This is a genomic window from Gemmatimonadota bacterium (assembly GCA_009835325.1).
In the GTDB taxonomy this organism is placed as follows: domain Bacteria; phylum JAAXHH01; class JAAXHH01; order JAAXHH01; family JAAXHH01; genus JAAXHH01.
In genome coordinates, this window is the sequence record VXWP01000093.1 from 1 (window position 1) to 12,513 (window position 12,513).

The following is a 12,513-nucleotide window of genomic DNA, read 5'->3' on the forward strand; positions in this document are numbered from 1 at the left end:
TTTCACTCCTATAATCTTGTTGGAATACCACCAATCTGATCTCACGCAGCCGAATCTGAATCCGCTTAGCCGGTACGAGGATGCCCGGGCAAAAGGGCACGAGGTTGCCGGAACGACTCCCAGGGTATCATGGCGAAAAGCTACAGGGCGCTGACCGAATCAGACGTAGACCATTTCATCCGACGTGGGCATGTCGTCCTGCGGGACTGTTTTTCACGGGAACTGGCCGACGAATGGCGCGCGTTCGCCTTCAGTCGTCTCGGCTATGATCCTGATGATGCCGCGACCTGGGAGGAACCGCGCGTGCATCTTCCATCGATGAACCAGGTTCCGATTCGAGAAGCCGCGCCGATGGCATGGGACGCCATCTGCGACCTGCTGGGCGGTGAAGACCGCCTGGCAAACACCCAGCCGTCCTGGGGGGATGGTTTCATTATCAACTTCTCATACGGCGCGGACGAGGTCTGGGAGCCACCGGAGACCCAGCGCGAGGGCTGGCACAAGGACGGTGATTTCTTTCGCCACTTCCTGGACAGTCCGGAGCAGGGATTGTTGACAATCGTCGTATGGTCCGACATACTACCCAGAAGCGGCGGCACGTTTGTCGCCTGTGATTCGGTGCAGCACGTCGCGCGGCACCTATACGGAAATCCACAGGGCCTGCTGCCCAGCGGCAGTTTCGGCCATTTGATCTCAAATTGCAGGGACTTCGCGGAAATTGCGGGCAACGCGGGAGACGTCGTGCTGTTGCATCCGTTCATTCTGCACTCCGCGTCCCGCAACCCGTCAGGCCGCGCCCGTTTCATCACCAATCCCCCGGTCGCGCTCAAGGAACCGATGGATTTCAATCGCGACGATCCCGAAGGCTTCTCTCCGGTGGAACGGGCCGTCCTTTCGGGACTGGGCAGAGAACGCCTGGACTTCAAACCGGCCGCGCCGCGGGAGCGATTGGTGCCCGAACGTGTCAGACGTCAACAAGAGATGCTTGCAGCACAGAAAAAACGACTCGCCATGGGCTAACGCTTACCTCAGGAGACGGCTATGTTCGCAGACCTTCGGGACCAGGCAACAGTGCGCAGAGGCGATGACCTCGTGCGACACCTCGGTAGTTTTCCGCTCGAACTGAAGATCTCGGCCGGCGTCTGGTTCTTCTCGCCGTCCCAGATCCGTTTCCACGAAGCCTACATGGAACCCTATTCCATCGAGGAACGCCTGGACATCGCCGGCGAACTGGCGGAATACGGCCTGTGCGGCATCGAGGCCCACTATCCCAACGAAATCAACGAAGACAACGCCCATCTCTACCAGCAGCTGGAAAAGGACACGGGCGTGCGGCTGATCACGGTGATCCCCAACCTCTTCTGGGACGCGCAGTTCGAATTCGGCTCCCTGTCGTCCCCCGTGCCCGAGGCGCGTCGCGCCGCCATCGACCGGGTGATCGAGACGCTGCGGATGAACCGGGAACTGGATACGGACTTCATGGTCGTGTGGCCCGGCGGCGACGGCTACGAACTCAATTTCGGGACCGATTTTTACGCCATGTGGGACCTCTTCGAGTCGGGCCTGGCCGAGGCGCTGGACGCCGTGCCCGGGATCCGGACGGCCATCGAACCCAAGCCCTACGAGCCCCGGGGGAACAATATCTACCGGAACACCACGGACGGCATCCTGATGGCCCAGAACGTGGACGAGCGGCTCCGGGCCCCCGAGAACCGGGCTCTGATCGACGAGGGCCACGCCATCGTGGGCCTGAATCCGGAACTCGGCCACGTCCTGATGGGCTTCGAGGATTTCCCCTATGCCCTGAGCCGCATCCTCCGGCAGGGCCGGCTGGCCCACACGCACTGGAACAGCCAGCCCCTGGGTAATTACGACCAGGACCTGCAGGTCGGCATCGTATCGCCGGAGCAGATCTTCGCCGGCATGTACGCGCTGAAGATGTACGGCTACCGGGGTTACATGGGCATCGACATCTTCCCGGAGCGCATCCCCATCCGGCAAGCCCTCATCAATTCCATCGACCGCATGAAGGCCATCGCCGAAATGACCGAACGGGTGGACCACGAACTGGTCGTGGCCTGCATGGAGCGCCCCGATCTCAACCGGGGTGTCATCGAAGCCCACCTGACCCGCCTCTTCCATCCTTCCTCGACCGGATTGAGCGCCATGCCGGCATACCGGAAGGGTCAGGGATAGGGCACGGGGTCAGGTTAGCCGTTCCCTTCCGGCAACTTCCGGCCCTCGAAGGCGTATAATCCCGAAACACAGCCCACAGGCAGACGGGGGGAGAAATGCCAGATACCATACGGGTCGCCGGCGTGCAGATGGACCTGAAACTCGCCGCGACCGAGCAGAATCTCACCAGGGTCTTCGACGCCATGCAGACGGCCTCCCGCGCGGGAGCGGACCTGGCCGTGTTTCCCGAGTGCGCGCTGACCGGGTACTGTTTCTACGACCTGGAGGAAGCCCGGGCGTACGCCCAGCCCGTTCCCGGGCCTTACACCGAGCGCCTGGAACGGCATTGCCGGGATCTCGACCTCCACGTCATCATCGGCCTGCTGGAGGCGGATGGGTCAAGCATATACAATTCAGCGGCCTTCATCGCGCCTAACGGGCTGATCGGCCACTACCGCAAGATCCATCTGCCCTATCTCGGGATCGACCGTTTCCTGTCCCCCGGCGACCGCCCTTTTCGCGTGTATGATTCGGATGTGGGCCAGATCGGGCTCAATATCTGTTACGACGCGGCGTTTCCGGAGAGCGCCCGCGTGATGATGCTCCATGACGCGGAATTGATCGCCCTGCCCACGAACTGGCCGGTCGGCGCGGACTGCAACACCGAGTTCGTGGTCAACACGCGCGCCTTCGAGAACCGCGTCAATTACATCGCCGTGAACCGGGTCGGGCGGGAGCGCGGGACCAATTTCATCGGACAGAGCAAGATCGTCGATTTCACCGGGCGCACGCTGGCCGAAGGAGACCGGTCACGCGAGGAGATCATCTTCGCCGACCTGGACCTTGCCGGCGCTCGCGAGAAGCACATCGTGAACGTGGCCAAGGCCTATGAACTCGACCGCCTGGAAGACCGCCGGGTGGAGTTCTACGGACCCATCGTCGAGGGAGAAAAACCTTGACAGAACGGCCCCCCGGAACTTAGGTTGTCCGGGGTACAGGGCCTGGAGAATACGAGGCCGCCGTACATGAGGAGGGCAGGTGCTGCCTTGCTGGGTTGTTCGGGCCGGCTCGATGGAATACGGCGTGGCGCTGTCTCTTCAGCGGAGTCTGCTCGCGGCGCGTCGTTCCGGCCTGATAGACAACGTGCTCCTGTTGCTCGAACACCCTCCCACGTACACGATCGGTCGTCGGCTGAGAGCCAGCGAACACCTGCTCTACGGGGAAGAAACGCTCCAGACCCGTGGCATTCGGGTCTACGAAACGGACCGGGGCGGAGACATCACCTGCCATGGCCCCGGCCAGCTGGTGGGGTACACGATCTTCGATATCGCGGCATGGTACCAGGACGTCTACCGGTACCTGCGCGACCTCGAGGCCGCGATCATCGGGTGTCTGGGGGATTTCGGCATCGAGGGACGCCGCCTGGAGGGGATTACCGGGGTCTGGGTGGAGGAAAGTAAGGTCGCGGCCCTGGGCATCAGGGTCAGCTGGTGGATCGCCATGCACGGGTTTTCCGTGAACGTGCGTCCCGACCTCTCCCTGTACGAGGGAATCGTCCCGTGCGGCATCGCCGACCGCGAGGTCACCTCGATGGAGCGGCTGCTCGGACAGCCGGTATCGATGGAGGAGGTGGAGAAAAGCCTGCTCCGGAACCTTGGCGACGTCTTCGGCATGGCTTTCGAGGAGACGAGCCTGCCCGAATTGCAGCAGAGACTATGATCAGTAAACGCCATACCGCACCCAGGAGGCGTTATGAACGTTGAGACCGCCCCCGCCCTGTCCGACCCCGACCTTGCAGCGTCCGACCTGGACGATCTCGGCCTCGGCCGGGAAGACTACCGAACGCTCTACCACACCATGCGCCTTCAACGGGAATTCGAAGAGCGCGTATACCGTCTCTTCCGGCAGGGCCGGCTCGTGGGCGCGGCCTACGCCGGCGCGGGACACGAGGCCATTGCCGCGGGAAGTGCCTACGCCCTGGGAGACGCGGACATCCTGGTCCCCATGCACCGGGTGATCGGCGCCCATTTCCTACGCGGGCACACCGCGCGGGACATGATGTGCCAGTACCTGGGCCGGGCCAACGGACCGACCGCCGGCAAAGACGGCAACATGCACTGCGGCAACTGGGACCACCACATCGTCGGGATGATCAGCCACCTCGGCGCGAATATCCCCGTGGCCGCGGGTGTGGCCCTGGCCAGCAAGATACGCGGCGGCGGGGCGGTCTCCCTGACCTACATCGGCGAAGGCGGCTCGAGCATCGGCGATTTCCACGAAGGACTCAACTTTGCGGCCGTGCATAGTTTGCCCATGGTGCTGATCGTCGAGAACAACAAGTTCGCCTACTCCACGCCCACCCGTTACGAGTACGCCTGCGAACACATCGTGGACAGAGCCCGGGGTTACGGCATCGCCGGCGCGCTGGTGGACGGCACGGATGTCCGCGCCGTGTACAAGGCGACGCGGGACGCCGTGGATCTCGCACGGGAGGGGGGCGGTCCGACCCTGATCGAAGCCCGCTGCACCCGGCTGCTTGGCCACGCCCAGCACGACGACGCCTTCTATGTCCCCAAGGATATCATGGAGGACGGGTGGAACAACGATCCGGTCACGAAGGCGGAGAACCTCCTGCTGGAAAGGAAGTACTTCACCCGCGAGGAGATCGACGGGATCCAGGAAGAAGTCAAGGGCATCGTCGACGACGCGGTCGATTACGCGGAACAGAGTCCCCTGCCCGAACCCGAAGAAGCGCTCCAGGGCGTCTACGCGGACTGATGTCCCCAACCGGAGCCTGCCCATGCCGCCCGTAACCTACCTTGAAGCCATTTCGTCCGGACTCCGCGAAGAAATGGAACGGGATGAAAGCGTCTTCTGCCTCGGCGAGGATATCGGCGTCTATGGCGGGGCCTTCAAGATCACGAAGGGATTCCTGGACGATTTCGGTGAGGACCGCGTGATCGACGCGCCCGTCGCCGAATCCGTGATCATCGGCGCGGCCATGGGCGCGGCGCTCATGGGCATGCGGCCCGTGGCCGAAATGCAGTTCGCCGATTTCATCACCTGCGGGTTCAACCAGCTGGTTAACAACGTGGCCAAGACCCACTATCGCTGGGGCGCGGCAGTGCCCCTCGTGGTGCGGTGCCCCTCGGGGGCCATCGGCAACGCCGGTCCCTTCCATTCCCAGAACCCCGAGGCCTGGTTCTGCAAGGTGCCCGGCCTCAAGGTCGTGGCGCCGGCCACGACCTACGACGCGAAAGGCCTGCTCAAGTCTTCGATCCGCGACAACAACCCGGTCCTGTACTTCGAACACAAGGGCCTTTACCGTTTTCCCCGGATCCGGGAAGAAATCCCCGAAGAGGACTATACCGTACCCATCGGAGAGGCGGCGGTCCGCCGGGAGGGTGTCGACGCGACGATCGTAACCTACGGCAAGATGGTCTTTCACAGCCTGGACGCCGCGGAAACGCTGGCCGGCGAGGGGGTCGAGACGGAAGTGCTCGATCTGAGGTCGCTGCTGCCCTACGACAAGCAGGCCATCCTCGAGTCCGTCCGGAAAACGAACCGGCTCCTGGTCGTCCATGAAGATACGCTGACCGGCGGCTTCGGTGGTGAAATCGCCGCGGTAGTGGCCGAAGAAGCCTTCGAGCATCTCGACGCGCCGGTCCGCAGGCTGGCGGCCATCGACACGCCCGTCCCCTTCAGTCCGCCGCTGGAGCAGTTCTTCCTGCCGAACACGGAGAAGGTGACCGCGGCCCTGAGAGAGCTCCTGGCCTACTGACCGCCAGGCACTAAGAGGAAACGCTACGTGAACATCGTGATGCCCAGACTCGGCGAGAGCGTGGAAGAAGGAACGGTCATCCGCTGGCTGAAGAAAGTCGGCGATCCGATCGAGCGCGACGAGTCCGTGGTGGAGATCACCACCGACAAGATCGACACGGACATCCCCGCCATCGCGGGCGGCGTGCTGAGCGAGATCCGGGTGGCCGAGGGTACGACCGTGGCCATCGGAGAAGTCATCGGCGTCATCGATACGGGGGATGACGAGGCCGACGGACCGGGCGGACCGGGTGGACCGGGTGGGCCGGACGAACCGGGTGTAACCGAGACGGCTGAGCAGCCCGGTGATGCCGGTGGAGAAGTAGAGACAATCGAGGCCGATGAACGGACTCCGGCCGCGGAGGCCGGCGACGGCGGGCCATTGAGGCGCCGGCGTTCCGAGCGGTTTTACTCCCCCCTCGTGCTGCGCATCGCCCGGGAAGAGCGTATAGACATGGCTACGCTCGAGTCCCTGGAAGGAACCGGCAAGGGCGGCCGGTTGACCCGGGACGACCTGCTTGCCTACCTGGAACGGCGCGCGTCGCGCATTCCCGAACCGGCCGCGGAACAGGAAGACGAATCGGAATACGTATCGGTTTCCCGGCCGGCCGGCACCGAAGAAGCCCGCGTCGTGAACCTGGACACCCTGCGCAAGACCATTGCCAAACACATGGTCCTCAGCAAGCAGGTGTCCCCCCACGTGACCTCCGTGTCGGAAGTCGACATGACCCACGTCGTCCGCTACCGGGACGAGGCCAGGGAGCGGTTCCAGCAGAAGACCGGCATCCGGCTGACGCTGACCCCGTTCTTCATCACCGCCATCGTCGACGCCCTGGGGGCGAACCCCATGTTGAACGCCACGATGGACGGCGACCGGGTGTTGCAGTGGAAGCACGTGAACATGGGGCTTGCGGTCGGATTGGAAAAGGGCGTCGTCGTACCGGTGATCCGCCACGCGGACGAGATGGACTTCTCGGAAATCGCCGCCGCGGCCCACGACCTGGCCAAGCGGGCTCATGACCGCAAGCTGACCCCGGACGACCTGCAGGGCAGCACGTTCACCCTGACGAACCCGGGCATGTGGGCCACCCTTTTCGGCACGCCGATCATCAACCAGCCCGAGGCGGGCATCATCGCCACCGGAAGCGTCAAGAAGCAGGTCGTCGTGCAGGCGGACGATTCACTGGCCATCCGTTCCATGATGTTCCTGAGCCTGTCCTTCGACCACCGGTTCATCGACGGCCTCAACGCGGCCCGGTTCATCCGGGACATCACGCAGAACCTGGAGTCCTTCGATACCGACCGGGTCGGGGCCTGACCCGGCGGCCCGGAAATGACGCCCGAACCCGGCTCCCTGCATATCGGCACGATGGGATGGACCTACAGGGACTGGCTTGGATCCTTCTACCCCAGCGACGCCGACCGGAAAGTCCTCCTGCAGCACTACGCCCGGGTCTTCGACGCCCTCGAAATCGACAGTACCTTCCACTTCATCCCCAGGCCGGAGGTGGTGACGTCCTGGCACGACCGCACCCCGGGGACGTTCCGCTTCACGGCCAAACTTCCCGGCGAGATCACCCATGAACGGGGCCTGGTGGACACGGAGGACCTGTTGACCCCGTTCCTGGCCAGCATGGCCCTCCTGGGCGAGCGTCTCGGCTGCGTGCTCGTTCAGCTTCCTCCCGGATTCCGGTGCAACGAAGAGACGTTCAGCCGGGTGGGATCATTCCTGAAACTCTTGCCCGCCAGCGACTTCCGCTTCGCCTTCGAGTTCAGGCACGGGTCATGGATCAAGGCGGAGGTGTTCGACCTGCTCCGGACGCATGGCGTGGCCTGGACCATGCAGGACTATCCCGGAGTCATGCCGATCGTGCCCGAGATCACCGCGGATTTCACCTATATCCGATGGATGGGCAATACGGAGGACCCGCGCATCGGCCACTTCCGGGAATCCGTCGTGGACCGCACCCAGGAGCTCATCAAGTGGGCGGAACGTCTGAAGCGCGACATCCTCCCCCGGGTCGACACGCTGTACGGGTTCTTCAACAACTACTTTTCCGGCCATTCACCCACCGACTGCAACCGGATGAAGCGGCTGCTCGGACTGGACACGGCCACCCCGGACTTCGACCGCCAGCTGAGCCTGTTTTGAAACCAGTTAAGCCTGTTCTGAAACCTGTAGAGTCTGATCTGAAATGGGTTGCACCATGGGCAAATCACTCGTGATCGGATCGATCCTGCTGGCAATGTGCGCCTGTGCGGCGGACGCACCATTGGATGAAGACGAGATACGGCTCACGCTCTGGACCCAGGACTACTGGGTCGGCGTCACCGGCCACGAACTGGACGGCGTCCCGCTGGATGACCCCCGGCGGGCGCAGTATACCGTCAAGGACTGGTACAACAAGGTCGTCCGGGACTTCAAGGCACGGTATCCGGACCGCAAGATCCACATCGACATCGAAACCCTCGACTGGACCAGCGGGTTTCAGAAGATCGATATCGCCGTGGCTTCCGGACGTCCGCCCGACGTCCTGATCAGCACGTCGGGCATCGCGTTGAAATACGCCAGGTTCGGGCTCCTGGAAGCCTTCGACGATGATCTCTCAGAGGAAGACATCCGGGATTTCGGATCCTTCTACGGATTCAGCGAGTACGAAGGCAAACACTACTTCTTGCCGTTCATCGGCGGCAACCGGTACATGGTGGCGAATCTGGAGATCTTCCGGGAACGGGACGCGGTGCATCTGCTCCCGAGCGAGGGAGACCGGCTCTGGACCTACGATCAGTTCCTCGCCGCCGCCCGCTCGACGACCTTCGACCGCGACGGCGACGGCGAGGTCGACGTATACGGCTTCGCCATGCCCTTCCAGCGGAATTCTCCGCAGCAGGACCAGATGCCGTTCTTCTGGGGGCACGGCGCGCGGCAGTTCAACGACAGCGGCGACAGCCTGGTGATCAACAGCGAGATGGGAGTAAGGGCCCTGCAGTTCATGGTGGACCTGGAGCACGTGCACGGCGTAGTACCGACAGGCTCAGCGGGGCTGCGCAACAACGACGTGACCGATCTGTGGAACGCGGGAAGGCTCGCCATGCGCCAGGCCCATCACGGTACCCGGCGTGCACATGAGCGCGCGCTTGAGACCGGCGTCATCGAGGAGGGGGTCATCGAGCTCTATCCCATGATGTACCCGTCTATGCCGGGAATCGATCCCGGCGCCTTCGTGGTCGCCGATTCCCCCTGTGTGTTCAGGCAGGAGGACGAGGAAAAACGCGAACTCTCCATTGCCCTGGCGAAGTTCCTGACCAACACCCGCCACGAACGGGAAGCGGCCTACGCCATGTCCACCCTTCCGACCAGGTATTCCGCACTGGACGTCTGGGCCGACGATCCCTTCCAGCAGTACGTACTGCGTGTGGCGCGATACGGCACGAAGGACGCCATACAGGGATACGGCATTCCCCTGGTGAACATGACCCTGAGCGCCTTCCAGGCCGCCATGTCCCGGCAGGCCACGCCCAGGAAGGCGCTCGACGACCTGGCCAGGCGGGGTAACCGGTTCATTCGCAGAGACATCGAACGCCGCCTGCGCGCCGGGGCGGAGTAAGCGCCGGAGGGTCCCATCGCATTGAGCCTCACTCGAACGATCTTCAGGGAACGCTGGGCCTATCTGTTCCTCCTCCTGCCCCTCCTGCTTTTCGCGGTCTTCAACATGCTGCCCATGGCCGCGACGATCTTCCTCGGTTTCGCCGACTACTTTCCCGGGGGACAACCGGTCTGGACCGGCCTGGAAAACTACGCTTACGCGCTGTCGGACGACCTGTTCTGGAAGGCGCTGGGCATCACGGTCCTGTACACCTGCGGGGTGGTGCCCGCCAGCCTGCTGATCTCGCTGTTCCTGGCCTACGTCATTTTCGGTCTGAAATACGCCTGGGCCCAGGTCATCTTCAAATCGGCGTTCTATCTCCCGGTGGTGACGTCCGGGGCGATCCTCTCCCTGGTCTGGCTCTGGCTGTTCAACCCGGCCCGGGGCCTGCTCAACTACGTATTGTCCTACGCGGGACTGGGACCCTACCTGTGGACCAGCGATCCCCAGATGGCCCTGCCCTCCCTGATGTTCATGGCGATCATGGGCGGGCACGGCGCAGCCATCGTGCTGCTGACCGCCGCCATGGGCGGCATTCCGGCCAGCTACTACGAGGCGGCGCGTCTGGACGGGGCCGGTCCGTGGCGACAGTACTGGAAGATCACCCTGCCTCTGCTCCGCCCGACGGTGCTCTACCTGCTCGTTACCAGCACGATCGCCTCCTTCCAGGTATTTACCCAGGTGCTCATGATGACGGGAGGCGGCCCGGATTACGCGACGACCACGCTGGTCTATCTGATCTATACCGACGCCTTCGAATACTTTGATTTCGGGTAGGCCGCCGCCGAAGCGACGCTGCTTTCCCTCAGCCTGGCCGGTATCGCCGTGCTGCAGTACAAGTGGCTGGCCAGCGACGTGGAATATTGATACGAATCGCCAGAAGCCCCACGTATTCAGAACCAGGACGGCTAAGTTTCAAGGATATGTTACAATACACTTTTAAGATCCTGCTCGCGCTTTTCGCGGTGCTGACGCTGATGCCGCTGTACTGGATCGTCGTTACCGCGTTCCAGACTCCGTCTGTGGTCCTTGCCTTCCCGCCGAGTCTGGTGCCGTCGCCCCATTCGTGGATCAATTTCGCCCGCCTGTTCAATGGTTCCGAAATCGGCACCTGGATGGCCAATTCCCTCATCGTGACGGGCACGGTGACGGCATCCAACGTGATCCTCGGGACCCTCGCCGGCTACACGCTGGCCAAGAAGGTCTTTCCGGGACGCCAGGCGATCTTCTGGACGGTGATCAGCCTCATGTTCGTCCCGAGCCAGCTGACGATCATCCCACTCTACGCGCTGATCGTCAAACTGGACTGGATAAATACCTACCAGGCGCTGATCGTCCCGGCGCTGATCATGCCCTTTTCCATTTTCCTGATGAAACAGTTCCTGCAGACGCTGCCCACGGAACTCATCGAGGCCGCGCGCATGGATGGATGCGGGGAATGGGGGGTGTTTCAGCGGGTGATCCTGCCGCTGGCGAAGCCCGGGATGGGCGTGCTGGCCATCTTCACCTTCATGGGCGTGTGGAACGAGTTCCTGTGGCCGTTGATCGTGATAAACCGGAGTTCGATGATGACCCTGCAGATCGGGCTCAACGCCCTGCAGAACCAGTACTACACCGACTACGGCCTGCTCATGGCCGGGGCCGCGGTGTCGGCCCTGCCCATGATCGCCTTCTTTCTCGTCTTCCAACCCTATTTCGTGCGGAGTATCACGATCGGCGCGGTGAAGGGGTAGGATCGAATCTAGTCCAGGGCCGGGAAGTCTTCCTGGTCGCGCAGGGTGTAGGAAAGCAGGGCGAGGTCGTGCACGGTTCCCTCGATGTCGCGGACCTGGCCGGGCAGGATGGCGCGCTGCACGAACCCCACGAGCTGCAGCAGGAGGATCGCGCCGCGCTGGACGTCCACCATGCACTCGGCGTTGAGCTGCTCGATGGACCCGGTGTGAAGGGCGACGGCGATTAGTTCGTTGATCATATCGACGGCCAGCCCCTGGCGGCGGAAATCGGGGTGTACGACGAGGCGGAGCTTGCCGATATGGCTTTTCCAGCCGCGGCGCTCGCGATGCAGCGAGACCTCGGCGACGATATCGCCGTCCACGATCGCCACGATGGGGATGACGACATCCCAGTCGATGTTGTTGCACCATCCCTGGATGATGTTCTTGTCGCGGATATCGTCCTTCAGGAAGATCCGGTCCTTGCGCGGGATCGACTGGAAGAAGGCGTACAGCGCTTCCACGTCGTCCGCTTCGAGCGGGCGGATCGTAACCTTGGTACCGTCCTTCAACGTCTCCTGTTTTGGATATTCCTGGGCCAGGATTTCATCCAGCATAGAGGACTCCCTTCTGCTTTCTTTCCCTCGCATTGCCGAAAACAGCCAGCCGGCGGCGCTCGATTTCGATAGGGTGCCTGAACTCCTGTACTTTTCACTGAAAGTTAGATCGAATGCTATCGGATGTCAAGCGGGGTCTGGCAGTGCGTGGGCGCGCCTTGCGATGACCCGAACGACCGCCGGTGAAACCGTACGCAAACCAGCCAAAAACCGCTTGACAGGAACGCTCTTTCCGCTTAGCCTGATTGCAGACCTACGCCACGATAAGATCCAGCTTTAGTTTCAGGTCGCAACACGTTCTGCAGGCCTGCCTGCGCTGCGTCCCTCATTCTTGTGCTGTCATACCGATTTGCAGGTATACGGCCCGTGGCCGGAGAGGAGCCTTTCCATGAAGCTTACATTCACCGATCTCAACGATATGATACGCGAATTGAAGGAGAAAAGCGTCCAGTCGATCCGGGTGAATGAAGTGATTCGTGATGTACAGGTGATGATTCCGGATGAGTATCCCATGCCCATCAAAACCTTTTCGGTCTATGTAAC

The 12,513-nt window shown here is 62.5% G+C and carries 12 protein-coding genes; 11 read left to right on the plus strand and 1 reads right to left on the minus strand.

Features of this window, described 5'->3' with window-relative positions; translation table 11 throughout:
• Positions 1-129: 129 nt before the first annotated feature.
• The 11 genes from F4Z81_13275 (at position 130) to F4Z81_13325 (ending at position 11,374) form a co-directional block, all read left to right on the plus strand.
• Positions 130-1,020, plus strand: coding sequence for a phytanoyl-CoA dioxygenase family protein (locus F4Z81_13275; protein MXW06019.1), 891 nt, complete (start codon positions 130-132; stop codon positions 1,018-1,020).
• A gap of 21 nt (positions 1,021-1,041) precedes the next feature.
• Positions 1,042-2,196, plus strand: a complete 1,155-nt coding sequence (locus F4Z81_13280; protein MXW06020.1) for a TIM barrel protein — start codon at positions 1,042-1,044, stop codon at positions 2,194-2,196.
• A 107-nt stretch (positions 2,197-2,303) separates the two neighbouring features.
• Complete coding sequence (locus tag F4Z81_13285) at positions 2,304-3,134, plus strand: carbon-nitrogen hydrolase family protein (protein ID MXW06021.1); 831 nt, start codon at positions 2,304-2,306, stop codon at positions 3,132-3,134.
• Positions 3,135-3,213: 79 nt separating this feature from the next.
• Positions 3,214-3,894, plus strand: coding sequence for a lipoyl(octanoyl) transferase LipB (gene lipB, locus F4Z81_13290; GenBank protein ID MXW06022.1), 681 nt, complete (start codon positions 3,214-3,216; stop codon positions 3,892-3,894).
• A 33-nt stretch (positions 3,895-3,927) separates the two neighbouring features.
• Positions 3,928-4,953 (plus strand): thiamine pyrophosphate-dependent dehydrogenase E1 component subunit alpha, encoded by a 1,026-nt coding sequence (locus F4Z81_13295; GenBank protein MXW06023.1) that lies wholly within the window; start codon positions 3,928-3,930, stop codon positions 4,951-4,953.
• A 22-nt stretch (positions 4,954-4,975) separates the two neighbouring features.
• Positions 4,976-5,956: an alpha-ketoacid dehydrogenase subunit beta gene (locus F4Z81_13300; GenBank protein MXW06024.1), complete on the plus strand. Its 981-nt coding sequence runs from the start codon at positions 4,976-4,978 to the stop codon at positions 5,954-5,956.
• 27 nt (positions 5,957-5,983) lie between these two features.
• Complete coding sequence (locus F4Z81_13305) at positions 5,984-7,312, plus strand: 2-oxo acid dehydrogenase subunit E2 (GenBank protein MXW06025.1); 1,329 nt, start codon at positions 5,984-5,986, stop codon at positions 7,310-7,312.
• Positions 7,313-7,327: 15 nt separating this feature from the next.
• Positions 7,328-8,146 (plus strand): DUF72 domain-containing protein, encoded by an 819-nt coding sequence (locus F4Z81_13310; protein ID MXW06026.1) that lies wholly within the window; start codon positions 7,328-7,330, stop codon positions 8,144-8,146.
• A gap of 43 nt (positions 8,147-8,189) precedes the next feature.
• Positions 8,190-9,602: an extracellular solute-binding protein gene (locus tag F4Z81_13315; GenBank protein MXW06027.1), complete on the plus strand. Its 1,413-nt coding sequence runs from the start codon at positions 8,190-8,192 to the stop codon at positions 9,600-9,602.
• A 21-nt stretch (positions 9,603-9,623) separates the two neighbouring features.
• Positions 9,624-10,418: a sugar ABC transporter permease gene (locus F4Z81_13320; GenBank protein ID MXW06028.1), complete on the plus strand. Its 795-nt coding sequence runs from the start codon at positions 9,624-9,626 to the stop codon at positions 10,416-10,418.
• A gap of 146 nt (positions 10,419-10,564) precedes the next feature.
• Positions 10,565-11,374, plus strand: coding sequence for a carbohydrate ABC transporter permease (locus F4Z81_13325; GenBank protein ID MXW06029.1), 810 nt, complete (start codon positions 10,565-10,567; stop codon positions 11,372-11,374).
• An 8-nt stretch (positions 11,375-11,382) separates the two neighbouring features.
• On the opposite strand, the gene F4Z81_13330 is transcribed toward F4Z81_13325, so the two are convergent.
• On the minus strand, positions 11,383-12,003 hold the full coding sequence (locus tag F4Z81_13330; GenBank protein MXW06030.1) for a GNAT family N-acetyltransferase: 621 nt from the start codon (positions 12,001-12,003) through the stop codon (positions 11,383-11,385).
• Positions 12,004-12,513: the final 510 nt, after the last annotated feature.